The organism is Pseudarthrobacter sp. NPDC080039, assembly GCF_040702335.1.
In the GTDB taxonomy this organism is placed as follows: Bacteria; Actinomycetota; Actinomycetes; order Actinomycetales; family Micrococcaceae; genus Arthrobacter; species Arthrobacter enclensis_A.
The window spans coordinates 50,610-75,065 of record NZ_JBFBKY010000006.1 but is presented as its reverse complement, the minus strand read 5'-3'; the positions used below and the strand labels follow the sequence as shown (position 1 = coordinate 75,065).

At 68.6% G+C, this 24,456-nt stretch carries 28 protein-coding genes; 15 read left to right on the top strand and 13 right to left on the bottom strand.

Going from position 1 to position 24,456, the window contains the following annotated elements:
• Nucleotides 1–10 precede the first annotated feature (10 nt).
• From acsA to AB0313_RS09185, 5 genes are read left to right on the top strand one after another with little or no spacing between them, the layout of a single operon-like run.
• Complete coding sequence (acsA, locus tag AB0313_RS09205) at nucleotides 11–1,861, top strand: acetate--CoA ligase (protein WP_366305068.1); 1,851 nt, start codon at nucleotides 11–13, stop codon at nucleotides 1,859–1,861.
• On the top strand, nucleotides 1,858–2,925 hold the full coding sequence (pdhA, locus tag AB0313_RS09200) for a pyruvate dehydrogenase (acetyl-transferring) E1 component subunit alpha (protein WP_366305066.1): 1,068 nt from the start codon (nucleotides 1,858–1,860) through the stop codon (nucleotides 2,923–2,925). The genes acsA and pdhA overlap by 4 nt, the downstream gene beginning before the upstream one ends.
• On the top strand, nucleotides 2,922–3,902 hold the full coding sequence (locus AB0313_RS09195) for an alpha-ketoacid dehydrogenase subunit beta (protein WP_366305064.1): 981 nt from the start codon (nucleotides 2,922–2,924) through the stop codon (nucleotides 3,900–3,902). The genes pdhA and AB0313_RS09195 overlap by 4 nt, the downstream gene beginning before the upstream one ends.
• Nucleotides 3,895–5,352, top strand: coding sequence for a dihydrolipoamide acetyltransferase family protein (locus AB0313_RS09190; RefSeq protein WP_366305062.1), 1,458 nt, complete (start codon nucleotides 3,895–3,897; stop codon nucleotides 5,350–5,352). Before AB0313_RS09195 ends, AB0313_RS09190 begins: the two co-directional genes overlap by 8 nt.
• 42 nt (nucleotides 5,353–5,394) lie before the next feature.
• Nucleotides 5,395–5,637, top strand: a complete 243-nt coding sequence (locus tag AB0313_RS09185) for a phosphopantetheine-binding protein (RefSeq protein WP_141940325.1) — start codon at nucleotides 5,395–5,397, stop codon at nucleotides 5,635–5,637.
• Between the two features lie 5 nt (nucleotides 5,638–5,642).
• On the opposite strand, the gene AB0313_RS09180 is transcribed toward AB0313_RS09185, so the two are convergent.
• From AB0313_RS09180 to AB0313_RS09150, 7 genes are all read right to left on the bottom strand, one after another.
• Nucleotides 5,643–6,920, bottom strand: a complete 1,278-nt coding sequence (locus AB0313_RS09180) for an MFS transporter (protein ID WP_366305278.1) — start codon at nucleotides 6,918–6,920, stop codon at nucleotides 5,643–5,645.
• 140 nt (nucleotides 6,921–7,060) lie between these two features.
• Nucleotides 7,061–8,461, bottom strand: a complete 1,401-nt coding sequence (locus tag AB0313_RS09175) for an MBL fold metallo-hydrolase (RefSeq protein WP_366305060.1) — start codon at nucleotides 8,459–8,461, stop codon at nucleotides 7,061–7,063.
• Between the two features lie 110 nt (nucleotides 8,462–8,571).
• On the bottom strand, nucleotides 8,572–8,934 hold the full coding sequence (gene trxA / locus AB0313_RS09170) for a thioredoxin (RefSeq protein ID WP_141940327.1): 363 nt from the start codon (nucleotides 8,932–8,934) through the stop codon (nucleotides 8,572–8,574).
• 62 nt (nucleotides 8,935–8,996) lie between these two features.
• A complete protein-coding gene (locus tag AB0313_RS09165) occupies nucleotides 8,997–9,293 on the bottom strand; it encodes a rhodanese-like domain-containing protein (protein WP_141940328.1) in 297 nt (98 codons plus the stop codon).
• Between the two features lie 44 nt (nucleotides 9,294–9,337).
• Entirely contained in the window at nucleotides 9,338–9,679 is a 342-nt protein-coding gene (locus AB0313_RS09160; protein ID WP_366305057.1) for a rhodanese-like domain-containing protein, read from the bottom strand.
• Between the two features lie 22 nt (nucleotides 9,680–9,701).
• Nucleotides 9,702–10,460 carry a sulfite exporter TauE/SafE family protein gene (locus tag AB0313_RS09155; protein WP_366305055.1) on the bottom strand — a complete coding sequence of 253 codons (759 nt, stop codon included), beginning with the start codon at nucleotides 10,458–10,460 and terminating at the stop codon, nucleotides 9,702–9,704.
• Complete coding sequence (locus AB0313_RS09150; protein WP_366305053.1) at nucleotides 10,457–11,074, bottom strand: rhodanese-like domain-containing protein; 618 nt, start codon at nucleotides 11,072–11,074, stop codon at nucleotides 10,457–10,459. Before AB0313_RS09150 ends, AB0313_RS09155 begins: the two co-directional genes overlap by 4 nt.
• A 124-nt stretch (nucleotides 11,075–11,198) precedes the next feature.
• On the opposite strand from AB0313_RS09150, the gene AB0313_RS09145 reads away from it, so the two are divergent.
• The 5 genes from AB0313_RS09145 (at nucleotide 11,199) to AB0313_RS09125 (ending at nucleotide 13,817) form a co-directional block, all read left to right on the top strand.
• Nucleotides 11,199–11,456: a metal-sensitive transcriptional regulator gene (locus tag AB0313_RS09145; RefSeq protein WP_043452296.1), complete on the top strand. Its 258-nt coding sequence runs from the start codon at nucleotides 11,199–11,201 to the stop codon at nucleotides 11,454–11,456.
• 56 nt (nucleotides 11,457–11,512) lie between these two features.
• Nucleotides 11,513–11,929, top strand: a complete 417-nt coding sequence (locus tag AB0313_RS09140; protein ID WP_366305051.1) for a DUF302 domain-containing protein — start codon at nucleotides 11,513–11,515, stop codon at nucleotides 11,927–11,929.
• On the top strand, nucleotides 11,929–12,315 hold the full coding sequence (locus AB0313_RS09135) for a DsrE family protein (protein WP_366305049.1): 387 nt from the start codon (nucleotides 11,929–11,931) through the stop codon (nucleotides 12,313–12,315). The genes AB0313_RS09140 and AB0313_RS09135 overlap by 1 nt, the downstream gene beginning before the upstream one ends.
• Nucleotides 12,316–12,480: 165 nt before the next feature.
• Nucleotides 12,481–13,089 carry an NAD(P)H-dependent oxidoreductase gene (locus AB0313_RS09130; protein WP_141940334.1) on the top strand — a complete coding sequence of 203 codons (609 nt, stop codon included), beginning with the start codon at nucleotides 12,481–12,483 and terminating at the stop codon, nucleotides 13,087–13,089.
• 56 nt (nucleotides 13,090–13,145) lie between these two features.
• Nucleotides 13,146–13,817: a haloacid dehalogenase type II gene (locus tag AB0313_RS09125; protein WP_141940335.1), complete on the top strand. Its 672-nt coding sequence runs from the start codon at nucleotides 13,146–13,148 to the stop codon at nucleotides 13,815–13,817.
• 119 nt (nucleotides 13,818–13,936) lie between these two features.
• On the opposite strand, the gene AB0313_RS09120 is transcribed toward AB0313_RS09125, so the two are convergent.
• Nucleotides 13,937–14,680, bottom strand: a complete 744-nt coding sequence (locus AB0313_RS09120; RefSeq protein WP_366305046.1) for a CDP-alcohol phosphatidyltransferase family protein — start codon at nucleotides 14,678–14,680, stop codon at nucleotides 13,937–13,939.
• 42 nt (nucleotides 14,681–14,722) lie between these two features.
• Nucleotides 14,723–15,151 (bottom strand): hypothetical protein, encoded by a 429-nt coding sequence (locus AB0313_RS09115; RefSeq protein WP_307310615.1) that lies wholly within the window; start codon nucleotides 15,149–15,151, stop codon nucleotides 14,723–14,725.
• Nucleotides 15,152–15,295: 144 nt separating this feature from the next.
• On the opposite strand from AB0313_RS09115, the gene AB0313_RS09110 reads away from it, so the two are divergent.
• Complete coding sequence (locus AB0313_RS09110; protein WP_141940337.1) at nucleotides 15,296–15,841, top strand: YceI family protein; 546 nt, start codon at nucleotides 15,296–15,298, stop codon at nucleotides 15,839–15,841.
• A 153-nt stretch (nucleotides 15,842–15,994) separates the two neighbouring features.
• On the opposite strand, the gene AB0313_RS09105 is transcribed toward AB0313_RS09110, so the two are convergent.
• Both AB0313_RS09105 and AB0313_RS09100 read right to left on the bottom strand, forming a co-directional pair.
• Complete coding sequence (locus AB0313_RS09105; protein ID WP_366305043.1) at nucleotides 15,995–16,741, bottom strand: ABC transporter permease; 747 nt, start codon at nucleotides 16,739–16,741, stop codon at nucleotides 15,995–15,997.
• A gap of 48 nt (nucleotides 16,742–16,789) precedes the next feature.
• Nucleotides 16,790–16,990 carry a DUF2795 domain-containing protein gene (locus tag AB0313_RS09100; protein ID WP_366305041.1) on the bottom strand — a complete coding sequence of 67 codons (201 nt, stop codon included), beginning with the start codon at nucleotides 16,988–16,990 and terminating at the stop codon, nucleotides 16,790–16,792.
• 167 nt (nucleotides 16,991–17,157) lie between these two features.
• Here AB0313_RS09100 and AB0313_RS09095 point away from each other — a divergent pair, with 167 nt between their 5' ends.
• Both AB0313_RS09095 and AB0313_RS09090 read left to right on the top strand, forming a co-directional pair.
• Nucleotides 17,158–19,734 carry a DUF4118 domain-containing protein gene (locus AB0313_RS09095; RefSeq protein WP_366305039.1) on the top strand — a complete coding sequence of 859 codons (2,577 nt, stop codon included), beginning with the start codon at nucleotides 17,158–17,160 and terminating at the stop codon, nucleotides 19,732–19,734.
• A complete protein-coding gene (locus AB0313_RS09090) occupies nucleotides 19,731–20,414 on the top strand; it encodes a response regulator (protein WP_141940341.1) in 684 nt (227 codons plus the stop codon). The genes AB0313_RS09095 and AB0313_RS09090 overlap by 4 nt, the downstream gene beginning before the upstream one ends.
• Before the next feature lie 36 nt (nucleotides 20,415–20,450).
• Here AB0313_RS09090 and AB0313_RS09085 read toward each other — a convergent pair whose 3' ends face one another.
• A complete protein-coding gene (locus tag AB0313_RS09085; RefSeq protein ID WP_366305036.1) occupies nucleotides 20,451–21,128 on the bottom strand; it encodes an NAD(P)-binding domain-containing protein in 678 nt (225 codons plus the stop codon).
• Nucleotides 21,129–21,253: 125 nt separating this feature from the next.
• Between AB0313_RS09085 and AB0313_RS09080 the strand changes: the two genes are divergently transcribed.
• Both AB0313_RS09080 and AB0313_RS09075 read left to right on the top strand, forming a co-directional pair.
• Nucleotides 21,254–21,832: a TetR/AcrR family transcriptional regulator gene (locus AB0313_RS09080; RefSeq protein ID WP_366305034.1), complete on the top strand. Its 579-nt coding sequence runs from the start codon at nucleotides 21,254–21,256 to the stop codon at nucleotides 21,830–21,832.
• Between the two features lie 171 nt (nucleotides 21,833–22,003).
• On the top strand, nucleotides 22,004–23,980 hold the full coding sequence (locus tag AB0313_RS09075; protein ID WP_366305032.1) for an amino acid transporter: 1,977 nt from the start codon (nucleotides 22,004–22,006) through the stop codon (nucleotides 23,978–23,980).
• Here AB0313_RS09075 and AB0313_RS09070 read toward each other — a convergent pair.
• Nucleotides 23,949–24,386, bottom strand: a complete 438-nt coding sequence (locus AB0313_RS09070) for a hypothetical protein (protein WP_366305030.1) — start codon at nucleotides 24,384–24,386, stop codon at nucleotides 23,949–23,951. The two genes, AB0313_RS09075 and AB0313_RS09070, sit on opposite strands and share 32 nt — an antisense overlap.
• Between the last annotated feature and the right edge of the window lie 70 nt (nucleotides 24,387–24,456).

Below are 24,456 nucleotides of genomic sequence, written 5' to 3'. Positions count from 1 at the left end.
GAGGAGCGCCATGACCACAGGAGTTGAGGGTTCCACCCGCTGGCCTGCCATCACCAAGAACGTGGCCGCCTTCCCGGTGCGGCCAAACCTGCTGGACTACGACGCCGCCCGCAGGGACTTCAGCTGGGACCAGGCGCGGCAGGCGCTGGCCGGGCTGCCGGGCGGCCGGGGCCTGAACATCGGGTACGAGGCCGTGGACCGCCACGTGGCGGAAGGCCGCGGCGCCAAGGAGGCGCTGCGCTTCGTAAGGGCCGACGGCGGCACCCGGTCCCTGAGCTACGGTGACCTTGCGGAGGCGTCCGGGAGGTTCGCGGCAGTGCTGCGGAGCCTGGGCGTGGGGCGCGGCGAACGCGTGTTCTCGCTGCTGGGCCGCAGCCCGGAGCTGTATGCGGCGGTCCTTGGCACCTTCAAGAACGGCAGCGTCTTCTGCCCGCTCTTTTCCGCCTTCGGTCCCGAACCCGTGCGGCAGCGGCTGCACCTGGGGAGCGGGCGCGTGCTGGTGACCACAAGGGCGCTGTACCGCAGGAAGGTGGCGCCCGTGCGGGACTCCCTTCCGGACCTCCGCCACGTCCTGCTCGTGGACGCGGACGGCGGCGGGGAACAAGTACCCGCCGAACCCGGAACCCTGGACCTGGCAGCGCTCATGTCCCAGGTGGACCCCGTCGAGGAGATCGCGGACACCCAGCCGGAGGACATGGCTCTGCTGCACTTCACCAGCGGCACCACCGGCACCCCGAAAGGCGCCATCCACGTCCATGATGCCGTGGCCGCACACTACGCCACGGGCCGCTTCGCGCTGGACCTGCACCCGGACGATGTCTACTGGTGCACTGCGGATCCGGGCTGGGTGACCGGGACGTCCTACGGCATCATCGCGCCGCTGGTGCACGGGGTCACCGCCATTGTGGATGAGGAGGAACTGGACGCGGACCGCTGGTACCGGATCCTCGCCGGGCAGCACGTCACCATCTGGTACACCGCACCCACGGCGCTGCGGATGCTCATGAAGGCCGGCGCGGAGCGCGCTGCGGGGCATGACCTCTCCGCGCTGCGGTTCATCGCCAGCGTGGGGGAACCGTTGAACCCGGAGGCCGTGGTGTGGGGCCAGGAGGTCCTGGGCCTGCCCGTGCATGACAACTGGTGGCAGACCGAAACCGGCGGAATCATGATCGCCAACTATCCGGCCATGGACATCCGGCCCGGTTCCATGGGCCGCCCGCTGCCGGGCATCGAGGCGGCGCTTGTGGCGCGGGACGCCGACGGCAAGGCGGTCATCAATGACGGCCAGGCTGTCCTGGTCACCGACCCGGACACCATGGGGGAGCTGGCGCTGCGCCCCGGCTGGCCGTCCATGTTCCGCGGCTACCTCAACGAGGAGGAGCGGTACCGCCGCTGCTTCGCGGGCGGCTGGTACCTGACGGGGGACCTGGCAAAGCGCGACGGCGACGGCTACTTCTGGTTCGTTGGCCGCGGCGACGACGTCATCAAGTCCTCCGGCCACCTGATCGGCCCCTTTGAAGTGGAGAGCTGCCTCATGGAGCACCCGGCCGTGGCCGAGGCAGGAGTGATCGGGGTGCCCGACCCCGTGGCCGGCGAAGTGGTCAAGGCCTTCGTGGAACTCAAGGCCGGCCATGAGCCCAGCGAGGACCTCCAGTTGGACATCATCGGCTTCGCACGGAAACGGCTGGGCGCCGCGGTGGCACCCCGGCTGCTGGACTTCACCGCCACCCTGCCCAAGACCCGCAGCGGCAAGATCCTCCGCCGGCTGCTGAAAGCCCGTGAGCTCGGGCTGCCGGAAGGCGATACCTCCACCCTGGAATCCCCGGCAGCGCCGGCCGCGGCAAGGCAGGACCGGCCATGACCGGCCTCAAGAACCAGGGCGTCCCGGACGCCGGACATGCCCTGCACCTCCTGCGGCAGATGCTGCGGGTGCGCCGGCTGGAGGAAAAGTGCATCGAGCTCTACAGCGCGGCCAAGATCCGCGGTTTCCTGCACGTCTACATCGGCGAGGAAGCCGTGGCCGCGGGGGTCATGGAAACTCTGGCACCCGATGACGCCGTGGTGGCCACCTACCGCGAACACGGGCACGCCCTCCTCCGCGGCGTCTCGGCGGGAGCCATCCTGGCCGAAATGTACGGCCATGCCGAGGGCTGCTGCAGGGGCCGCGGCGGTTCCATGCACCTGTTCGACGCCGCCACCCGCTTTTACGGCGGAAACGCGATCGTGGCCGGCGGCCTGCCACTCGCCGTCGGGCTGGCACTCGCGGACCGGATGGCCGGGCGCCAACGGGTGACAGTGTGCTTCTTCGGCGAAGGCGCGGTGGCCGAAGGGGAGTTCCACGAAAGCATGAACCTGGCCGCGCTGTGGCAGCTGCCGGTGCTGTTCTGCTGCCAGAACAACCTCTACGCGATGGGAACCGCCCTGGGCCGCTCCGAATCCCAAACGGACATCGCGCTCAAGGCCGCCGCGTACGAGATCCCTGCCTGGGCGGTGGACGGCATGGACGTGCTCGCCGTCGAGGAGGCCGCCCGGCGCGCCGTGGATGCCGTGAGGTCCGGCGGCGGGCCCCACTTCCTGGAACTGCGCACCTACCGCTTCCGCGCCCACTCCATGTTCGATCCCGAGCTGTACCGGGAAAAGTCCGAGGTGGCGCAGTGGATGGAACGCGATCCCATCAGCCTGCTGCAGGGCGCCATGGAGGCGGCGGGACAGCTGCCGGCGGAGGACTGGACCGCGCTGCAGGCGGACGTGGAGGCGGAGATCAGCACCGCCGTCGGATTCGCCGAAAACGGGACGCCGGAACCGGTGTCCGAACTGCTCCGGTTCGTCTACAGCGACCGGCCGGACGACGGCAACGGCGGGACAGGGAATGCAGAGGCGACAGGCAATCCAGAGGCGACAGGGAAAGGCAGGGCAGCAGGATGAAAACCACGTACCGGGAAGCCATGCGCGCGGCCCTCCGCGACGCCATGCAGCGCGACAATCGGGTGTTCCTCATGGGCGAGGACGTGGGCCGGTACGGCGGCAGCTTCGCCGTCAGCCTGGGGCTGCTGGAGGAGTTCGGGCCGGAACGGATCCGCGATACCCCGCTCTCCGAATCCGGCTTCGTGGGAGCCGGGATCGGCGCGGCGCTGGGCGGCATGCGTCCCATCGTCGAAATCATGACCGTCAATTTCAGCCTGCTGGCCCTGGACCAGATCATCAACAACGCCGCCACCTTGCTGCACATGTCCGGCGGCCAGTTCAACGTGCCCATCGTCATCCGGATGACCACCGGCGCGGGCCGGCAGCTGGGCGCGCAGCACTCGCACAGCCTGGAGGGCTGGTACGCGCACATCCCGGGCCTGCGGATCCTGGCCCCGGCCACCCTGGCGGACGCCCGCGGCATGCTGTGGACCTCGCTGCAGGACCCGGACCCCGTGCTGATTTTCGAGCACGGCTCGCTGTACAACGTGGCGGGGGAGATCGACGACGACGCCGGCGCGGTGGATATCGCCAAGGCCGCGGTCCTGCGGCACGGGGACGCCCTGACGCTCATCACGTATGGCGGGACGCTGCCCATGGTGCTGGAGGCCGCGGAACAGCTGGCCGGCGAGGGCATCGAGGCCGAGGTGATCGACCTGCGGAGCCTCCGCCCGCTCGATGAACACACCATCCTGGACAGCGTGGCCAGGACGCACCGGGCCGAGGTGGTGGACGAGGGCTGGCGCAGCGGCAGCATCTCCGCGGAGATCACGGCCAGGATCGCGGAGAAGGCCTTCTACGACCTGGACGCGCCGGTGGAGCGGGTGTGCAGTGCAGAGGTCCCCGTCCCGTACGCCAAGCACCTGGAGCAGGCAGCGCTGCCGTCGGTGGAGCGGATCATGGCCGGCGCCCGAAGGGCCGTGGGTGCCGGTGGCTGAGTTTCGGATGCCGTCCCTGGGCGCGGATATGGAGCACGGCAAGGTGGTGGAGTGGCTGGTCAAACCCGGGGACTACATCCACAAGGGCGACCTGGTGGCCGCCGTGGACACCGACAAAACCGTCATGGATATCGAGTCGTTCCAGGAGGGCGTGCTGGCCGAGTTCCTGGTGGACATCGGCGACACCGTGGACGTGGGCACCCCCATCGCCCGGATCACCGCCACCCCCGCCGAAGTCCCGCCCCCGTCGAAAGCGCCGCCACCCGAACCGCCGCCCGCCCCACACCCGCGTGCCGCGGGCGGCCTTCCGGAGCCGGGCGCAAAGGTCCCGCCGCCGGTCCGGCACCTTGCGCACACGCTGGGGGTCGACGTCGGACGCATCAGCGGCAGCGGTCCGGGCGGCGAAGTGACCAGGGCCGACGTCGAACGCGCCGCGGCCGCGCCCGTCACCGGGGCGCCTCCACGCAAGGAGGAAGAGCAGCCCGAAGCCCGCCCCACACCCGCCGAAACGCGCCGCGTCCGGTCCTCGCCGCTGGCCCGGCGCCTGGCCGCGGAACTTGGCGTGGACCTTCGGGGCATCGCGGGCACTGGCCCCGGGGGAGCGGTGACCGAGGACGACGTGCTCTCTGCCGTCCCGCCCAGAGGGCAGCCGGTCGCCCCGGTTAGCGCGGAGAAGCCGGCGGAGGCACCGCCGTCGGAAGCCGCGGAACCATCGGAACCATCAGCACCGGAACGCGTGGAGCCGCAGGAAGCGTCCCGGCGCGGCCGCAGGGAAGCCGGCAGCAAGGCGGAGAGCCTGCGGCAGGCCATCGGGGCCCTAATGTCCCGGTCCAAGAAGGACATCCCGCACTACTACCTCTCCACCACCCTGGATCTCGCGGCAGCGATGGCGTGGATGCAGGCCGCCAACCAGCAGCGGCCGGTCTCAGCGCGGCTGGTGCCGTCCGCCCTGCTGCTGAAGGCCACCGCGCTCGCGGCCAAGGAGGTGCCGGACATGAACGGCTTCTTCGCCAAGGGTGCCTTCCAACCCAGCAGCGCGGTGCACCTGGGCGTGGCGGTGGCCCTGCGGCACGGCGGCCTGGTGGCCCCTGCCCTGCACGACGCCGACACCCTGACCCTCGATGAGCTCATGGACCAGCTCCGCGACCTGGTGGCCCGCGCCCGGGCGGGCCGCCTGCAGCGTGCAGAGATGGCGGACCCCACCATCACCGTCACCAACCTGGGCGATCTCGGCGTCGAAAGCGTGTACGGGGTGATCTATCCGCCGCAGGTGGCCATGGTGGGCTTCGGCAAGGTCCTGGAACAGCCGTGGGCGCACCACGGGATGCTCGGCATCCGGCAGGCGGCCATCGCCACGCTGTCCGCGGACCACCGGGTGAGCGATGGGCTGCGCGGCGGACGTTTCCTGGCCCGCATCGACGAACTGCTGCAGGCACCGGACAGGCTGTGACCCGCCGCCCGTGACCATTGGACCCGTGAACGAGGAGGAGCCGTGAACGAACAGGACGCGCGCCAGGCGGTGGAGTCGGCGATCGGGAAAGTAGCCCCCGACGTCGAACCCGAAGACCTGGCCCCCGGGGCACGGCTGCGCCAGGACCTGGAGCTGGACTCGCTGGACTTCCTCCGCCTGGTGGAGGTCATCGCGGAGAGCACCGGCGTGGATATCCCGGAAGCCGACTATCCCGCCGTGGCCACCGTGGACGGGCTGGTCACGTATGTCGCCGGGCACGGATAGAGGATCTATCCCGGCGTGTGGTCATTCCCGCGCATCCTGACGGCGACCACCACGCCGGAGGCCGCGGTGAGGACCGCGACGGCGGCGATCGCGGTGGGGATCCCGTACAGGTCGGCGAGGACGCCGGAGAGGAGGGCACCCACGGCGAATCCGCCGTCGCGCCACAGCCGGTAGACCCCCACTGAGCGGGCCCGCCAGGTGGGGTGGGCTACGTCGCCGATGGCGGCCAGCAGGGTGGGGTAGACCATGGCGGTACCGAGGCCCAGCACGACGGCGGCGGCGAGCCAGGGCCCGAAGCCGTGCGCTGAGGCGATGATTGCCAGGGCGCCTGCCTGGACCAGCATGCCGGCCGCGATGAACCATTTGCGGCCCCACCGGTCGGAGGCCGCGCCGGTCACCAGCTGAGCGGCGCCCCAGGCGGCGGGGTAGGCGGCGGCCAGGATGCCGATCTGGCCAAGGTCCAGCCCGGCACCGGCGAACAGGACCGGGAAGAGGCCCCAGGCCAGGCCGTCGTTGAGGTTGTTGACCAGGCCGGCCTGGCTCGCGGCAGAGAGCGACCGGTCCTTGAAGCTGGTGAGGGTGAAGACCTGGCCGGTGGTGAGGCCGGCATGGGCGGTGCCCCGTCCCTTGGCATGCTGCGCGGCGTCCGCCCTGGCATGGTGGTGGGTTTCCCTCACGGCCAGGACCGTCAGGCCCAGGCCGAGGGCGATGTACGCGGCTCCCAACAGGAAGGGTGCGGGCCGGAGGCCATAGGCCGTGGCGAGGTACCCGGTGGCGAGGGCCGTGACGGCGACGCCCAGGTAGCCGGCTGCCTCGTTAAAGCCCATGGCCAGGCCGCGCTGCTTGGGGCCCACCAGGTCCATTTTCATGATCACGGCGGTGGACCAGGTGAGGCCCTGGCTGACGCCCAGCAGCACGTTGGCTGCCACGATCCAGCCCCAGGACGGGCCGAAGATGAGCATAAGCGGGACCGGCACTGCGGCCAGCCAGCCCGCGATGAGGACGGGCTTGCGGCCGTACCGGTCGGACAACGTGCCGGCGAAGTAGTTCATCGCTGCCTTGGACAGGCCGAAGGCGAGGATGTAGGTCAGCGCACCCGTGTAGAGGTCCAGGTGGAAGGTCCGGGACGCGAGCAGGGGCAGGACGGTGCGTTCCTGCCCCAGGGTGCCGCCCACCAGGGCATTGACGGCAACCAGCAGCATGAACTGCGCCAGATTTTGCCGCAGGCCCAGCACAGTTGGGGTTGATCCGGCGGTGCGGCGGGGGAGGGTATTGCCCGGCATCGGGTGCTCCGTTCCTGGTGGGGACATCGGGTGTTTCCTGGACATTAAGGTGGCCCGGGCGTGCGGGGGCACGCCCGGGCCGGGATGCCCGGGCAGGAGGGGGGTCATGCCCGGGCGGTCTTGGGGTGGTTCAGCCGTGGTCAGGCTGCGGGGACGCTGTTCCGCCAGGCGTTCCAGCCGGCGTAGCTGCCGTCGAGTTCGACGACGTCGTACCCGGCACGGCGCAGGGCGCTGGCGGCAACTGAGTTCCGTACACCGGACTGGCAGTAGGTCACGATGGTTCCGCCGATGGGCAGCTCGTCCAGGTGCCACATGACGCGGCCGCCGCTGAGCTGGTACGAGCCCGGCACGTGTCCCGCCTTGTGCTCGGTCTTATTGCGGACGTCCAGGACCATGGCGGCGTCGAAGTTGTCGAGCTCTCCGGGCTGGATCAGCTTGGGGGTGAACGTGGGCAGGCCTTCGATGCCGGTCAGGTAGCCGGCCACGTTGTCGATGCCCACGCGGACCAGGTGGTCCCACATGTCCTGGGCCTGTTCCTGGTCCTTGGCCAGGAGCACCAGCGGGTTCTTGTCCGTTTCCGGGTTGACCACCCAGGCGCCGTAGCTGGCAACGGACTTGCCGGCGGGGACGTTCAGGGAGCGCACCACGGTGCCTTCGTGGACCTCACCGTTGGAGCGGGTGTCGATGAAGGTCAGGGTGTCCTCCGCCAGGCCCGCGGCGACGGCGGCGGTGTCCAGCTCCTTCAGCGGGGCACGTTCACCCATCACGTCAGGACCCACGCGGTTTTCGCGCTTCATCCGGCCGAAGTAGGCATGCGCGTCGGGCTGGCCGTCGAGGAGTTCGTTGATGAAGCCCTGCTCGTCGTTGGCGGCGAGATAGGGGCCCCACCAGGCGTAGAGGCGTTCGTACCCGACGGTTGAGGACGGGATGGCGCCGAGGGCCTTGCCGCAGGCGCTGCCGGCGCCGTGGGCGGGGTGCACCTGGACGTAGTCCGGGAGGGTGAGGAACTTGTCACGCAGGCTGGCGAAGAGCTGCTTGGCGCCCTCGAAGCGGGTGTCGATGCCGCCGGCGGCTTCATCCAGCAGGTCGGGACGGCCCAGGTCGCCGGAGAACACGAAGTCCCCGGAGAGCAGGTAGCCGGGCTTGTCGCTGAACGCGCCGTCCGTCACCAGGAAGGACAGGTGCTCGGGGGTGTGGCCAGGGGTGTGCACTGCCTTGATGCTGATGTTGCCCAGGGCGATGGTGTCGCCGTCGTAGAGCCGTTCGCCGTCAAACTCGTACTGCCAGTCCGGGCCGCCTTCGCCGGAGACGTAGATCTTGGCGCCGGTGGCGGCGGCGAGCTCGCGGGTGCCGGAGAGGTAGTCGGCGTGGATGTGGGTCTCGGTGACCGCCACGATCTTCATGCCGTTCCTGGCGGCCAGGTCCTGGTAAACGGCGATGTCACGGCGGCCGTCCACCACAATGGCTTCACCCTTGGCCTGGCAGCCGATCAGGTAGCTGGCCTGGGCGAGGTCTTCGTCGTAAATGCGCTCGATAAGCATGTGCTGCTCTCCTTCAGTTGAAAGGGGATTGGGAAGTTGTTCTGCATTCAGTATAGATACCCCGGGGGGTATGTCGCAACGAGGGGTATGCGCCCGTTTGGAGCGACAGGTCAGGCGTGCTGGTGCCCGGCTTCGGCGCGCAGCTGGTCCACGTCCAGGTTTTTGACTGCCTGGATGACTTCCTCCAGGCCGGTGGCGTTGAGGGCTCCCGGCTGGGAGAACACCAGGGTCTTGTCCTTGAAAGCCATGAGCGTGGGGATGGCCGTGATGTTCGCTGCTGCGGCCAGCGCCTGCTCGGCTTCAGTGTCCACCTTGGCGAAGGTGATGTCCGGATGGCGTTCCGCGGCCCCGCTGAAAATCGGGGCGAACATGCGGCAGGGGCCGCACCAGGCTGCCCAGAAGTCAACGAAGACGATGTCGTTGTCCTCCAGCGTCTGGGCGAAGGATTGCTGGGTGATGTCGATGGTTGCCATGGTCTGTCGAGTCCTTTCGGGCGAATCTTTGTTGGTTTGCCCAGTGCCGCGAGGGGCGGGGCTTAGGTGGTGGGGAGTCCGGCGCGGGTCCAGGCGGTCATGCCGCCGGCCATGGTGTCTGCCTTGTAACCGGCGCCGTTGAGGGCATCGGCGACGGCGGCGCTGCGGTTACCGCTGCGGCAGACGGCGATCACGGGGACGGCCGGGTCAAGCTCACCCAGGCGGGCCTGCAGCTGGCCCATGGGGATGTGCAGGGCGCCGGGGATCATGCCCTCGGCGACCTCAAAGTCCTCGCGGACGTCAAGGATGCGCGCGTTGGAGCGGCGCTGGTCAGTTTCGGTGATGGTGATTTCAGCCATGATGGTTTCTCCTTCGAAGTGGTTGTCGGCTGGTGGTGATGTGTCTAGCGGACGGGTTCGCCGGCCTGGCGCCAGGCGGCCATGCCACCGCGCACCGAGTAGGCGTCGTAGCCCTTGGCGGCCAGCATCCGGGCCGCGGAGGCGGACCGTACGCCGGAAGCGCAGACGGCAATCACCGGCCGGGTCTTCTGGATACCGGCCGTACTGGTCTGCAGCCGGTCCAGGGGGACGTGCTTGGCCTGGGGGGCCCGGCCGGTCCGCCATTCCTGGGCGGACCTGACGTCGATCAGCATGGCACCCGAACCCAGCAGTTCCTTGGCCTGGGCCACGGAAATCGTCTTATAGGGCTTGCTGAAGGCCTTCTTGAGGGAATCGATCAATCCCATGGTGTTCTCCTCTGTGGGTAGGTCAGGCGGTGACCGTGCCGGCGGTGACCCACGCCGCGACGGCGAAGATGAGTACCGCGAATGAGATGCGGATGTGCTTGTCGTGCAGGCGGCGGGCAAACCGGGCGGCAGCCAGTGATCCCACGATCGCCGGGATGGCGAACGCCAGGGTGGTGGCCCAGTCGATGGTGTAGCCGGCTGCGTGGGCGCTGAACCCGGCAGCCGAGTTGACCACGATGATGGCCAGGGAGGTTCCCACGGCCTGCTTCATCCGCAGGCCCAGGAAGATGGTCAGTGCGGGGGTGATCAGGAAGCCGCCGCCCACTCCGAGGAGGCCGGTGAGGAAGCCGACGAGCAGGCCTACGCCCACGGCCTTTGGGGCGCAGGACCGGAAGGCCCGGTGCGGCCCGATGCTGCAGGAGCCCTCGGTTTCGCGGGGTTTGCTGAGCATCCGGATTCCCGCAATCACCATGATCGCGGCGAAGGCCAGCATCAGGATGTTCGGATCCAGCAGCTTGCCCACGGCCGCGCCTGCCCAGGCTGCCGGGATGCCGGCCGCCCCGACCAGGGCGATGACAGGCCAGTTCAAGCCCTCACGGATGCGGGGGAACAGGGCCGCCAGCGAGGAGATTCCCACCACCAACAGCGAGGTGGGAATGGCCTGGGCGGGGCTCATGCCCACGCCGTACACCAGGGCCGGAACGGCAATGATGGACCCGCCGCCGCCTACTACGCCCAGTACGACGCCGACGACGAGCCCCAAACCCAGGGCCGCGATCATGCCGCAGCGCCCTCTTCAGCCGGCTGCACGGGAAGCTGCAGGATGGCGCTTTCGCGGGTGGGCTCCTTGGCGGCCTTGTTCCACGGCATGGCAGACAGGGCCTTGCCCATGGCACAGGTGTTGGTGGCGGCCGAGAAGGTCAGCCCGGTACCGATGGCACCTGCCAGCATGCGGACCTTGGGCGAGACGAACTTGCCGCCGGCCAGGCCGAGCATCACCAGGGAGCCGGCTGCCAGGCGGACCTGCCGTTCAAGGTCCCAGCGGTCTTTGCCCTTGACCACGTCGCCGCCCGCGGCGGCAAAGCCGGGAACCCCGCCGGTGAGGACATAGGCGGTGTCCAGGCCCACGGTGGCCATCCGCTGGCGGGCCTGCTCGGCGCGGACGCCGGACTGGCAGACCAGGACCACCCGCGAGCCCAGCCGGGCGGCCAGTTCATCGGTGTGCTCGGAGAGCAGGGGCAGCGGCACGTTGTAGGAGCCGCGGATGTGCATGGACTCGAATTCGGCGGCAGAGCGCACGTCAATCACCATGAGGTCCTGGTGCTCTTTGATCCAGGACTGCAGGGTCTCGGGAGCGAGTGCGGACACGGCGCCTGCTTTGGAAGGGGAAGTCATAAGTAGCCTCTCGGGAGGGGTCTGGTGGATACCCCACCGAGTATTACAGATACCCCCGGGGGTAGTCAAAACACCCATGGGGGTATATAGTTGAGGGCAAGCCCCCCATCAATGGAGACCCCTTATGGAACTGAACCCAACCGAACTCACACCCGTGATCAACCGCCTCAAGCGCGCGCAGGGCCAGCTCGCTGCCGTCACCCGGATGCTTGAGGAAGGCCGGGACTGCAAGGACGTCGTCACCCAGCTGGCGGCCGTGTCCAAGGCCCTTGACCGGGCCGGCTTCGCCATCATCGCCACCGGACTGGAGCAGTGCATCGTCCAGAAGGACGAGACCATGGACCGGAAAGACCTGGAGAAGCTCTTCCTCTCCCTGGCATAATTCGACCCCCCGGCAGCCCAAAGGCAGCGGATCATTCGGCAACTTTAAGGAGCACCATGAGCTACACCCTGGCCACCACCGTGTCCCTCCCGTGGGCGGAAGCCGTGGACCGCACCCGTGAAGCCCTTGCCGCCCAGGGTTTCGGAATCCTGACGGAAATCAACGTCCGTTCCACCTTCGAAGCCAAGCTTGGCACTGAAGCCGCGGACGCCGTCGGCGATTACGTCATCCTCGGCGCGTGCAACCCCGCCCTTGCCAGCCGCGCCCTGGCCGCCGAACCCGAAATGGGCGCCCTGTTGCCCTGCAACGTCGTCGTGCGCCGGAACCAGTCCGCGGACGTGACCACAGTGGAAGCCATCGACCCGCAGACCATGGTCCAGCTCAGCAGCGCCCCTTCAGTTAGGGAAGTGGCAGACGACGCCGGCACGCGCCTGCGCAAAGCCCTTGCCAGCCTGGGCGGGGAAAGCAGCTGATGGCTTCGGACAGCGGACCCGCGGTGGGCGCTCCGGATGAAGGCACCCGTGGGCTGCTCATTCATGCCGCCGGCCAGCTTGGGCACGACGCGCTCACCGGCATCCTGCGCAGCGCCGCCAACGCCCGCGCCGCGCTGGGTACCGCTGCCGCCATTGAAGTAGTGGTCCAGGGCCCCGGCGTTCAACTCCTCGCCAACGGTGCGGCCCTGAACGAAGCCGTGGACGACGCCCGCCAACTGGGGGTGCAGCTCCTCGCCTGCGGCAACAGCCTCCGGTCGGCAGGGCTCGAGGACTCAGACCTCACGGCAGGGGTGCAAACGGTGCCTGCAGCCATCGCCCACCTGGCCCGGCGCCAGTGGGACGGATGGGCCTACGCCCGCCTCTGAGCCCGGCGCCGGCATCATGAGGCGCACCTGTCGTCAGCGGCCCAAGGGGCGGTGAATACCCGGGCGACGGAACACCGGCTGCGTGGTGGCATCGGCAGCAATCGCCGTGATCTACTGATAAGTAGCCTGACGATTTTGTTGCAGCGATCAAGGGAGCTCCCGCTGATGCCTGAACTGTCCGCCCTCGCCCTCATATGCACCCTGACACCTTCCCCGGAGCCGTCCAGCAGCGAACTGATGGCCCAGCACATCCTGGACGAACTGGAAGGCCACGGCGTCGCCACCGACTCACTGCGCGTCGTCGACCACGACGTCAAGCGCGGCGTCCAAGTGGACATGGGCAACGGTGACGAGTGGCCCAAAATCCACGCGAAAATCCTGGCGGCGGACATCCTGGTCCTCTCCACCCCCATCTGGATGGGCCACCCCTGCAGCGTCGCCCAGCAGGTGATGGAGCGCCTGGACGCCGACCTGTCCGAAACGGACGACGACGGCAGGCCGGTGATGTACGGAAAGGTTGCCACCGTTGCCGTGGTGGGCAATGAGGACGGGGCGCACAAGACTATTGCGGACATGATGCAGGGACTGAACGACGTCGGCTTCAGCCTTCCCGCCCAGGGCGGCACGTACTGGGTGGGCGAGGCAATGCAGACCGTGGACTTCAAGGACCTCGACCAGGTGCCGGACGCGGTCGCCGCCACCAACGCAGGTCTTGCCCGCAACGCCGTGCACCTGGCCCAGTTCCTTCGCTCGAACCAGTACCCCGCCAAGTAAGGCTGCCCCGCCAGGAAAGGCGCCGGAACAGAGCCGGAATAACGAAAGGGAAAATCATGGCCGAACCCCTGGTCATCGTCTTCGATGTGAACGAGACCCTGTCCGACATGGCCCCGCTCGGCGAAGCGTTCGCGCAGATCGGCGCGCCACGAGGACTGGCAAAACTGTGGTTCGCCACGCTCCTGCGCGACGGCTTCGCCCTCGCCGCCTGCGGGGACAACCAGGCCTTCGCCGCCATCGGAACCGATGCCCTCCGCACCCTGCTGGAAGCCGAAGGGATCTCCGGGAACCTGGACACCGCCGTCGAACGCATCATGGCGGCCATGCAGAACCTGTCCCTCCACCCGGATGTCCCTGAGGGTGTCCGCTCCCTGGCCGCGTCCGGGCACCGGCTGGTCACCCTGACAAACGGGGCAACAGCCAACACGGACAAGCTGCTGGTTGCCGGCGGCATCCGGGACAAGTTCGGGCTGCTCCTCTCCGTGGAGGACGCTCCTGCGTGGAAGCCGGCCAGGTCAGCCTATGAGTACGCGGCGACGTCCACAGGATCCGATCCGTCCGGCATGCTGCTGGTTGCCGTGCACCCCTGGGACATCCACGGCGCAGCCAAGGCCGGACTTCGGACGGCATGGATCAACCGGACTGGTGCCCGCTACCCCTCCTATTTCCAGTCCCCGGACATCGTCATCCCGGCCCTGACCGGACTGGCGGCGGTCCTCGCGGCATAAGCAGGCAGTCCCGGGCCGGTACAAGCTGGCCCGGACTAGCCACCACAGCCAGCAAATGGAGACCACCTATGGCCCGGTGCGCCGGATGCCGTGGCCAATGGCCATCCTGGAGCATCTGGCTAGCGGACGATGGTCTGCACCCGGGCTGTCAAGGGGAGTTCCGCGCGGCGGAGCCGTTCGAGTTCGACGACGTCACGCCCGAACGAGAACAGGAGCAGCGTGAGTGCCACCGCCGGAGCCGCGGCAGCAACAGTTGGCGGTGCGGCGGGGACCAGGCTCGCCAGCAGGGCGAACGGCTGGTAGGCCCCGATCAGCCTGCGGGACGGTCTGGGCTGCAGTGCCGCGCGGAGGTGGGGCAGGAAGAACCCGGCGGCCACGAAGGCGTAGTACATGGCGCCGATGCCCAGGACCCAGGGGCCAACCACCGCGGCGGACGCGAGGGAGAGCACCAGGACCAGGGCGGCGTCGGTGGCGGCGTCGAACCGTGCCCCTTCCGCCGACGAGGTTCCCGTGCGCCGCGCCACGGCACCGTCGAGCCCGTCCAGGAGGAAGGCGATGCCGCCCAGGACCAGGAGGAGGATGTTCACGCGGCCGCCGGTCAACAGCTGGGGGACCGCCAGTACCGCGCACAAGGCAACGAGGACCGCACGCAGCAAGGTGACGCGGTCTGCCGGCGTTGAGAAGCGCGGAATGCGCCGCAGGACGGATCCGACGGCAGCCCCCGCCACCAGGGCGCCGGAGGCCAGGCCGGCGAGCTGAAGCGCCGGTCCGGACGGCGACGCTGACGTCAGCCACAAGGCGGCGAGTCCGTAGATGGCGACGGTGCCCAGCGCATCGGGCAGTGCCCGTTCAGCTGCGCCCATGTGCCACCTCCTCCCGCATGCTAACAACGGCCGCGGGAATCTTCACGGGCGGCGACGCGCGGCCGTAACCCGGGTGCCGTCGTCGGACTTTCCCCTGCGGCCTGCACGGACCACGCCCGCGGCGGCCAAAAGGGCGCCCGCTCCTTCGGCAACGGCGCTGAGGGTTTTCGAGAAGAACCAGACGGGGTCGTACATGGCGGGGATGGGCCCGATGGCGGGGATGTCCACGTACCGGTACAGCACGACGGCGGCGAATGCGCTGAGGGCCACCACCAGGGCCACGGCATAGGCCGCCCTGCTGCCGCGGACCAGGACGTAGACGCCGGCCACCAGCGCGGCTGCGGCCTCGAGCAGGAACAGCGTGCCCTGGCTGACGGTGCCCGGCTGCGCGTACTGGTAGCCCGGGGCCAGGAAAAGATGGACGCCGGCATCAATGAACAGCGCAAGAGCGGTCAGTAATCGTAGTGCCACGCTTATGTATACGCCGGATGTTCCCTTCCGGTTCACCCGGTACTGGCAGGAATGTGGGTTTTATGGGGAATATTTAGAGTCCGCACAGACTTGCGCGGTTAGCAGGCAGCGAAGTCTGCGGCCCTACCAGTAAGGAGAACTGCGATGACCCTTCCCAAGGAAATCACGCCGGGAACATGGAACCTGGACATGGCGCACAGCGAGATCGGCTTCAGCGTCCGCCATGCCGGCATCAGCAAAGTCCGTGGCCGCTTTACCCAGGCGCAGGCCGAGGCACGGGTGGGGCAGTCGCTGGCGGATTCGTCGGTGCATGCCACGGTGTCCACCGCCAGCTTCGACTCCGGCGACGCCAACCGCGACAACCACGTGCGCGGTGCGGATTTCTTCGACGTGGAACAGTATCCGGAGATGACCTTCCGTGGCACCCACATCGAAGGTGACGGCGAGGAGTACACGCTCACTGGTGACCTGACCATCAAGGGCGTCACCCGGCCCGTCGAACTCGAGGTCGAGTTCACCGGCGTCGCCGTGGACCCGTTCGGCGCCACCCGCGCCGGCTTCTCCGCCGAAACCGAGATCAGCCGCAAGGAATTCGGGCTGACCTGGAACGCAGCCCTGGAAGCCGGCGGCGTGCTGGTCAGCGACAAGGTGAAGATCAACCTCGAGGCAGCGCTGGTCAAAGAGGCCTGACACGGCGGTTTTCGCTGCGCCCGTTACTTTTCGACGCGCAAGGGCGGCGGCGCTACTGGAATATCCGTAGCGCCGCCGCTTTTGCGCCGCGAGGATGAATGTGCGCAGCGCCAGCGCCTGCGGGGGGGAGAGCGGCGACCCCCTCCCAAGGGCTCACAGCGGTTCCGGCCGCACCTTCACGTTGCCCAGGGACCGGATCAGGGCGACGGCGGTGATGGATCCCGCGGCCATGATGGACGCCAGCACCACCACCTGGAACCGCCCGGCTTCCAGGGGTGAGGCACCGCCGAAGATCGCACCCACAAACGCTCCCGGAAGCGTGACCAGGCCGGTGGTCTTGGTCTGGTCCGTGGACGGGATCAGGGCCGAGTGCACCGCCTGCCGGGCCTGCAGCAGGGTGGCCTGCCGCGGTGTTGCGCCCAGGGCCAGCCAGCCCTCCACCTGGTCCCACTGCTCAATAATGGCCTCGACAAACCGCCGGCCGGCCAGGGTGGCGATGGTCATGGAGTTGCCAATCACGATCCCGCCCACCGCCAGCGCATAGCGCGGCGAGAACTCAATGGCCCCTGTTCCAAACACAATGGCCACCGTAACCAGGATGCCGGCGGCCATGGTTCCGCCCACCACGGCGAACCGCCGCCAGGACCACGTGAGCCTGCGCGCCGCGGTCACGGACGCCACGCTGAACATCACCGCCAGCGCCGCCCCCACCCACAGCGGATTGGAGATGACCCCGCCCAGCACCAGGCTGATGACCGCGAGCTGCGCCGCGCCGCGGAGGATGGCCAGGGCGGGGGAGAGGTACGACGGCGTCCGCGCGCCCCACAGGACGCCCACCGTGAGTGCCGCCAGGATGGCAACGGCCGCCAGGGTGGGCAGCAGTGCGGCAAGGGCGGGCATGCCGCCAGCTTAGCGGCCGAGCGGGCGCCGGCCCCGCAGGACGCCGGGCTAGGAGTTGCTGTCCGAAATCGCCGAGCTGACTGCCGTCGGGCTGTCATACTCCCGGTCGGGAAGGGCCTCGAGGGCGTCCACCACATTCTGGTCGGCGCCGGAGTCCTTGGCGCGCGACAGCAGGTCCTCGCGCTTGGCCGGGTAGTCGATGCCGCCCAGGAATTTCTGGATCTGGATCGGGTTGGGAGTGTCCGCCATGGTGCCGGTTTCCTTTCGATGTCGGCTGGCTGTTCGCCTTGGGCCACGTGGTTCGGGCTGCGGTGGAGCCATCGTAGTCCTGCGCCCGGCTGTGCGGAATGCCGCCATGATCCGGCCTGTCCCCGCGTGGGTTTGTTCCCGTGACAGGAGGGGATAAGACTGTGGGTATGGGACGTGGAACGCTTCGGATCTTCCTGGGCGCGGCGCCCGGGGCCGGAACCACGTACGCCGCGCTGCGGGAAGCCTGCCGGCTGCAGGCCGGCGGCAGGAATGTCGCCGTCGGTATTGCCGCCACTCGTGGGCGCCCCGAAACGCAACAGCTCCTTGAAGGGCTCCACGCCGTGGCGCCGCGCCGCGTGCAGACCGCCGCCGGAGCGCAGGCCGATGAGCTGGATGCCGGGGCCCTGCTGGACCGGCGGCCGGACGTGGCCGTGGTGGATGACTACGCCCACGCCAACAGCCCGGGCAGCAGGAACAGCCAGCGCTGGCAGGACATCGAGGAGTTGCTGGCCGCCGGTATCGACGTGCTGTCCACCCTTTGCGTGCAGCAGTTGGCGTCGCTCAGGGATGCCGTCGCCGCGATCACCGACGAAGCCGCGCAGGCGACGGTGCCGGATGAGATTGTCCGGCGGGCCGACCACATTGAACTCGTGGACATCTCCCCGGCACTCCTGCGCCAACGGGTCGCCGAAGGCAAGGTCTTTCCGGAACACAAGGTTGACGCCGCCCTGGCCAATGAATACCGGCTGGGCAATCTCTTCGCGCTGCGCGAGATCGCCCTGATCTGGCTCGCTGACCGGGTGGATGAAGGCCTGGCTGCCTACCGGGAAAGCCGGGGAATCACCGCCACCTGGCCCACGCGTGAGCGGGTGGTGGTGGGGCTTGCCGGTAGCCCGGAAGACGAGGTGCTTATCCGTCGGGCAGCCCGGATCCTGTCCAAGGCGAACGGCAGTGAACTCCTGGCCGTACATGTGCGCGGCACCCGGGCCCGGAGAGGGGCTTCCGAACAGGGGCTGGATGCGCAGCGGCGGCTCATCACTGACCTCGGCGGCACGTGCCACACGGTCTCCGGAGATGACCCGGCGCAATCACTGCTGGAGTTCGCCCGGAGCACCAACGCAACGCAGATCGTCATCGGCGCGTCACCCGGGCGCCTGTGGAGCCGCATCCTGGGGATGGGCGTGGCGTCCAAGGTGGTGCGGGAATCCGGGGACATCGACGTGCACCTGGTTTCCCATCCGCAGTCCGGGCGCGGGCTGCCCCGCAAAGCGCCCGCCGCGCTGGGCCGTGCCCGCACCGTGGCAGGCTACATCCTCGCTGTAATCCTTCCCGTCCTGGCAACCGCGGTGCTGTCGCTGGGCCAGGAACTGAACCTCGCCACCCAGGCGCTGGTCCACCTGACCGGTGTACTGGCGGTGGCGTTCATTGGCGGGCTGTGGCCGGCCGTGCTCGCCGCAGTCCTGGCCTCGCTGCTGCTCAACTACTTTGAAACGGACCCTGTGGGCACGCTGGACATCAGCGACCCGCAGAACGTCTTTGCCCTGTTGGTATTCCTTGGCGCCGGGGTTGCGGTGTCACTGGTGGTGGGCCTGTCGGAACGGCGGGCGCAGGACGCCAGCCGTTCCCGTGCCGAAGCCGCCACCCTGGCGGACCTGGCCAGGGACGCCCTGCTGGCCGACGATACCGTGGCGGGATTCCTGGACAAGGCCCGCGAAACCTTCCAGGTCCGGGCCGCCGGCCTCTTCACCCGCTCCGACGACAGGCAGGCGGGGTGGGAACTGCAGGCCTATTCCGGGGACGCGGCGCCACCTTCTCCGGATAGGGCCTCCGCGGTGACGGACAACGTGGAACTGGCCGATCCACGCACCGCCCTGGTCCTTTCCGGCCGCACACTGACGTCCGGGGACAGGCTCCTCCTTACGGCCCACGGCGCCCACCTCCTGCTGCTGCGGCAGCACGACGCCCTGCAGCGCAGGCTGAAGAGCACCACGAAGATGGCGGAGGGCAACAGTGTCCGCACTGCGATCCTCAACGCGGTCAGCCATGACCTGCGCACCCCGCTGGCCGGGATCAAGCTCGCCGTGACCGCACTCCGCCGTCAAAACCGGAGGCTGCCGGCGGAGGTGCAGGCCGAGATGCTGGCCACCATCGAGTCCTACTCGGAGCGCCTGGAGGCCCTCATCTCCAATCTCCTGGACATGTCCCGGGTTTCCAGCGGTTCCGCCTCGCCGCACCTGGCACCGGTCACGTGGCGCGATGCCATCGAGGACGCGCTGCGCGGCATTCCCACGGAGCACATCCGGGTGGAGCTCGCCCCCAACCTGCCGGCCGTCGAGGCTGACCTGGGAATGCTGGAGAGGGTCATCGCCAACATCGTGGAAAATGCGCTCAAGTATGCCCCGGGTTCCGATGTGGTCATCGTGGGGGTTACCGGCGTGGCGAACGCAGGGGACGACGGCGCCACGCCCTTTGGCGAATTGCGGATCGTCGATCACGGCGCGGGTGTGCCCGCTGCCGCCGTCGTGGAAATGTTCCAGCCGTTCCAGCGGCTCGACGATGCCCCGGACGGGCTGGGCATCGGGCTTGGCCTGGCCGTGGCGAAAGGTTTCACGGAGGCCATGGGTGGCCAGCTGGTACCCGAGCCGACCCCCGGCGGCGGCCTGACCATGGTCATCCGGCTGCCGCTTTCCACCGGCCACTACGCATCAGGCTTTCGCCGGGAAGCAGGCAGTAAAAAAGTATGAGAACTGTTCTGATCGTCGACGACGAGCCGCAGCTGCTGCGGGCCCTGCAGGTCAACCTGCAGGCCGAGGGCTACCAGGTGCTGACGGCCCTGGACGGGGCCACCGCCCTGAAGCACGCGGAGGGCGGGCATCCCGATGTCATCGTCCTTGACCTGGGCCTGCCGGACATCAACGGGGTGGATGTGATCACCAGGATCCGCCGGACCAGCAGCACGCCAATCATCGTGCTCTCCGCAAGGCACGGCTCCGTGGACAAGGTCCGTGCCCTGGATGCCGGGGCCGATGACTACGTGACCAAGCCGTTCGGACTGGACGAACTGCTGGCCAGGCTGCGCGTGGCGGGGCGGCGGAGCGCCGCCCCTGAAGCGCCCGACCCTGGTCCCGCCGTCGATGCGGGGGACTTCGAGGTGGACCTGGCCAACCGGAAGGTGACCCGCGACGGCGCCCCGGTCCGGCTCACGCCTCGCGAGTGGGCCATCCTCCAGCTGTTGGTGAAGAACCCCGGGCGGCTGATCACCCAGCAGCAGATGCTCGCCAAAATCTGGGGTCCCGGCTACGACAACGAGACCCATTACCTCCGCGTCTACATGGGACAGCTGCGCCGCAAGCTGGAGGCTGATCCGGCACGGCCGCGCCACCTGCTCACGGAAGCCGGGATGGGCTACCGCTTCGAACCGTGAGCCGCCAAAATCCGGTAGTCCCCGGCTGGACAGGGGTCAGCGGACGATCTTGAAGTTGAAGGAAGGGGTGCCCAGCGCGCCCCAAAGGCGCAGCCATACCGGCAGGAGCATCTCGGTGCCCCGGGCGGTGGTGATGTCGCCGAGGTCGATGACGTCCTGGTGTCCGAAGTCCTTCAGGAGACCTGTGACGGTGTTCTTGGCGTCCGCGTCGTTGCCGGAAACGAAGACAGTGCCGGGGTCGGCGAGCTGCGCCGGCCGTGCCATAAGGTCCGCGTTGAGCGTGTTCAGTGCCTTCACCACCCGCGCCCCCGGGAAGGCGCGCTGGATCTGCTCGCCGAGCGAGTCCGTGTCCTTGACGAACAGGGTGGGCGGCATGCCCTTGCTGAAGTCGAGCGGGTTGGCGATGTCCAGGATGACCTTGCCGTCCAGGTTGCCGGCGCCGGCCGCCGAGAGGACGTCCAGGGAGGCGCCGCCGCTGGTTGCATTGACAATGAGTTCAGCACCTGCCGCCGCGTCGGCGAAACCGGCGACGGTGATACCAGGGTTCCCGGCGGCCCAGGCCGCGAACGGGGGAGTACCCATGGCGTCGGGCTCGGTGCGGGCGAGGGTGGCCTCGGGGTCCCGGGTGCCGATGGTGACGGAATGGCCGAGTTCGGCGAGACGCGCTGCGATCGTCCGGCCGACGATGCCGGTTCCGAGGACGGAGGTGTTCATGGATGCTCCTTGTGGTCTTCGTGTCCCGTCCAGTTTGTGACGGATCGTTCTCATAACTTTGTGACGGATCGTTCCGTCTGTCAAACTGGAGGGGATGCAGGATGAGGCAAAGGAGTGTGGTTTTTGTGGTGCGCAGGACGGGCGAGGAAAACCGGCGCAATGTTCTTGACGTGGCCACCCGGCTGTTCTACCAGCAGGGCATTAGGGCCGTGGGGATGGATGCCGTGGTCAAGGAGTGCGGGGTGGGCAACGCCACCGTCTACCGGCAGTTCCCCACCAAGGACGCCCTCGCCACTGCCTACGTGGAAGGCCGGGCCGAGGCATGGTTTGAACGGATGCTCCAGGCCGCCGGCGACCAGCCCGGACCGCGGGAGAAGATACTGGCCGTCTTCGAGGTACTCGCCACGGACTGCGCCGGGGAAACCTACCGCGGCTGCCCGATGCTGAACACCAATACCGAGTTCCCGGACGGGCGGCATCCCGCCCACCTGGCAGCGGTGGGCCATAAGCAGCAGGTGCGCGACTGGTTCCGTTCGCTCGCGGCCGACGCCCGGGCCGACTCCCCGGACCAGCTCGCCGAGGAGCTGCTGATTGTCCTCAACGGCGCCTACGCCACGGCGGCCGTGCTCGACGGCGGCACGTACGGGCGGCGCGCCCTGGCCCTTGCCCGGCGGCTGGTCGACGAGGCCTGCCCCCTCCCGTAGCGGTTTGCGCACATCGGTTCGGCGGCGGGCGGGGCACCTGGGGCGGCGGCCGCCGTCGTGAATCACGCGTAAAGGATTCGTCAATAAAGGCCCTTTACGCAGGTCGGGCCTTTTCGCCGGTGCTAGCTTCGGCAGTGGTCGCGTTGCAGAGGGCAGCGCGGGAAGGCGGACATGACCACGTTAAGCAGGCCCCCGGCAGATCCATCGGCGCCGCACGCGCGCGGCCAGAAGGCCTTGAAGGACTGGCTGCTGTTCGGGCTGCAGGACAGCAAGGGTGCGCACCCCGGACCCGGGGGTGTGCCCACCAGCCATGAAAAGAAGCACGCGTGGTGGCAGGTCATGTGCCTCACGGGCGTGGACTACTTCTCCACGTTGGGCTACCAGCCCGCCATTGCCGCGCTCGCCGCAGGCGTGATCTCGCCGCTGGCCACCCTGGTGCTGGTGGGCGTGACCCTGCTCGGGGCACTCCCGGTCTACCGGCGCGTTGCAGGGGAAAGCCCCCGTGGTGAAGGCTCCATCGCCATGCTGGAACGGCTCCTTCCCCGCTGGGGCGGCAAGCTCCTGGTCCTGGTCCTGCTCGGGTTCGCCGCCACCGACTTCATGATCACCATGACGCTTTCGGCAGCCGACGCCAGCGCGCACCTGCTCGGCAACCCCGTCGCTCCGGGGTGGCTCCAGGACCAGAACGTCCCCGTCACGCTGTTCCTGCTGGCGCTGCTGGCGGCCGTGTTCCTGCGGGGATTCAAGGAAGCGATCGGCGTCGCCGTGGTCCTGGTGGTCCTGTACCTGGCCCTAAATGCCGTGGTGGTGGTTGCCACCCTGGGGCAGGTGCTCTCCCACCCCGCAGCCATGGGGGACTGGTGGACCAACTTGTGGGTATCGCACGGGAACCCCGTGATGGCGGTGGCCATCGCGCTGCTGGTGTTCCCCAAGCTGGCCCTTGGCCTGTCCGGCTTTGAGACCGGCGTCGCCGTGATGCCGCAGGTCAAGGGAGCCGAGGACGATACCGAAGAAAATCCGGCAGGCCGCATCCGCGGAGCCCGGCGGATGCTCACCACCGCGGCTGTGATCATGAGCGTGTTCCTGCTGACCACCAGCTTCATTACAGTCGTCCTGATCCCGGAGCAGGAATTCCAGCCCGGCGGCCAGGCCAACGGCCGCGCCCTGGCCTACCTGGCGCACGAATACCTGGGCGTGGGTTTCGGCAGCGTGTACGACATCAGCACCATCGGCATCCTCTGGTTTGCCGGTGCGTCGGCCATGGCCGGCCTGCTGAACCTGGTTCCCCGGTACCTGCCGCGCTACGGCATGGCCCCCGGATGGGCCAAAGCTGTCCGGCCCCTGGTGCTGGTCTTCACCCTGATCGGCTTTGCTATCACCTTCATCTTCAACGCCGACGTCGACGCCCAGGGCGGTGCGTACGCCACCGGCGTGCTGGTGCTGATGACGTCCGCCGCGGTGGCCGTGACGCTGTCAGCCCGCCGGCGCAGGCAACGGAACCTCACCTTCGGCTTCGGCGCCATCTCCGTGGTCTTCGCCTACACCACGGTGGCCAACATCTTTGAACGCCCGGAAGGCATCAGGATCGCCGCGATCTTCATCCTGGGCATCATCGTCATCTCGCTGCTGTCACGGGTGCGGCGTTCCTTTGAGCTGCATGCCACCCGGGTGCACCTGGACCAGCAGGCGCTGGAATTCATGTCCAGCACCCTGGACGGGCCCATCGCGATCATCGCCCACGAACCGCTGCGGATGACCGCGGAAGCGTACCGGGACAAACTCGAATCGGCCATCGAGGTAAGCCACCTGCCGCTGGCCGGGGAGGCCCTGTTCCTCGAAGTGGTGGTGGACGATTCCTCCGACTTCGAAACCGAACTGTTCGTCCACGGAGTTAACCGCCACGGCTACCGCGTCCTCGAAGTGCACGGACCGGTGGTTCCGAACACCATCGCCTCCGTGCTGCTGCACATCCGGGACGTGACCGGGCTGATGCCGCACATCTACTTCCGCTGGACGGAAGGCAACCCCATCACCAACCTCCTGCGCTTCTTGTTCCTCGGCGAGGGCGAGATTGCGCCCGTGACCCGGGAAGTCCTGCGCGAAGCCGTCCCGAACGTCACCCAGCGGCCCTGGGTCCACGTCGGCTGACCGGCGGTTCCGCCGGCGTCCCGACGTGCGGGACGCCGGCGGCCACCCGGGCGGCGTCCGCGAGCGTCAACGGGGCGTCCGTGCGGAAGGCTGCCTCGGCGTCGTCCTCCCGGACACCCGCCGCCAGCACCACCACATGCACCATGTCGCCGTAGGAATCATTGCAGGCCAGGATGTCGCCGGGAACTTTGTGCCCCTGCGGGCCGGCCGCCGGCCAGGGCTGGAAGATGACCCACCACGTCTCGCCGTCCTGGTCCGGGAAGAGGTAGCCGGTGGCCGACTGCAGGGCACGGCCGTTCAGTCCGCGGCCGCCGTAGCCCTCCACGGCCTCGGCTGCCGCGGCAAACTTGACCGTGCCACGGTCCTCCGGCGCCTCATCCCACCGCATCGTCGCTCCCGCCTCCACCCATGCTGCCTTTGCCTCAATCAAAGGGCCGCGCGGGCCTGATCGGGGTGGGCGGGGCGATTAATTGACG

Bases quoted from the DNA above. Each gene is read 5' to 3' on its own strand.
- acsA (WP_366305068.1), top strand. From the start codon at position 11: ATGACCACAGGAGTTGAGGGTTCCACCCGCTGGCCTGCCATCACCAAG.
- pdhA (WP_366305066.1), top strand. From the start codon at position 1,858: ATGACCGGCCTCAAGAACCAGGGCGTCCCGGACGCCGGACATGCCCTG.
- AB0313_RS09195 (WP_366305064.1), top strand. From the start codon at position 2,922: ATGAAAACCACGTACCGGGAAGCCATGCGCGCGGCCCTCCGCGACGCC.
- AB0313_RS09180 (WP_366305278.1), bottom strand. From the start codon at position 6,920: ATGCCGGGCAATACCCTCCCCCGCCGCACCGCCGGATCAACCCCAACT.
- AB0313_RS09175 (WP_366305060.1), bottom strand. From the start codon at position 8,461: ATGCTTATCGAGCGCATTTACGACGAAGACCTCGCCCAGGCCAGCTAC.
- trxA (WP_141940327.1), bottom strand. From the start codon at position 8,934: ATGGCAACCATCGACATCACCCAGCAATCCTTCGCCCAGACGCTGGAG.
- AB0313_RS09165 (WP_141940328.1), bottom strand. From the start codon at position 9,293: ATGGCTGAAATCACCATCACCGAAACTGACCAGCGCCGCTCCAACGCG.
- AB0313_RS09160 (WP_366305057.1), bottom strand. From the start codon at position 9,679: ATGGGATTGATCGATTCCCTCAAGAAGGCCTTCAGCAAGCCCTATAAG.
- AB0313_RS09155 (WP_366305055.1), bottom strand. From the start codon at position 10,460: ATGATCGCGGCCCTGGGTTTGGGGCTCGTCGTCGGCGTCGTACTGGGC.
- AB0313_RS09150 (WP_366305053.1), bottom strand. From the start codon at position 11,074: ATGACTTCCCCTTCCAAAGCAGGCGCCGTGTCCGCACTCGCTCCCGAG.
- AB0313_RS09145 (WP_043452296.1), top strand. From the start codon at position 11,199: ATGGAACTGAACCCAACCGAACTCACACCCGTGATCAACCGCCTCAAG.
- AB0313_RS09140 (WP_366305051.1), top strand. From the start codon at position 11,513: ATGAGCTACACCCTGGCCACCACCGTGTCCCTCCCGTGGGCGGAAGCC.
- AB0313_RS09135 (WP_366305049.1), top strand. From the start codon at position 11,929: ATGGCTTCGGACAGCGGACCCGCGGTGGGCGCTCCGGATGAAGGCACC.
- AB0313_RS09130 (WP_141940334.1), top strand. From the start codon at position 12,481: ATGCCTGAACTGTCCGCCCTCGCCCTCATATGCACCCTGACACCTTCC.
- AB0313_RS09125 (WP_141940335.1), top strand. From the start codon at position 13,146: ATGGCCGAACCCCTGGTCATCGTCTTCGATGTGAACGAGACCCTGTCC.
- AB0313_RS09120 (WP_366305046.1), bottom strand. From the start codon at position 14,680: ATGGGCGCAGCTGAACGGGCACTGCCCGATGCGCTGGGCACCGTCGCC.
- AB0313_RS09110 (WP_141940337.1), top strand. From the start codon at position 15,296: ATGACCCTTCCCAAGGAAATCACGCCGGGAACATGGAACCTGGACATG.
- AB0313_RS09105 (WP_366305043.1), bottom strand. From the start codon at position 16,741: ATGCCCGCCCTTGCCGCACTGCTGCCCACCCTGGCGGCCGTTGCCATC.
- AB0313_RS09100 (WP_366305041.1), bottom strand. From the start codon at position 16,990: ATGGCGGACACTCCCAACCCGATCCAGATCCAGAAATTCCTGGGCGGC.
- AB0313_RS09095 (WP_366305039.1), top strand. From the start codon at position 17,158: ATGGGACGTGGAACGCTTCGGATCTTCCTGGGCGCGGCGCCCGGGGCC.
- AB0313_RS09090 (WP_141940341.1), top strand. From the start codon at position 19,731: ATGAGAACTGTTCTGATCGTCGACGACGAGCCGCAGCTGCTGCGGGCC.
- AB0313_RS09085 (WP_366305036.1), bottom strand. From the start codon at position 21,128: ATGAACACCTCCGTCCTCGGAACCGGCATCGTCGGCCGGACGATCGCA.
- AB0313_RS09075 (WP_366305032.1), top strand. From the start codon at position 22,004: ATGACCACGTTAAGCAGGCCCCCGGCAGATCCATCGGCGCCGCACGCG.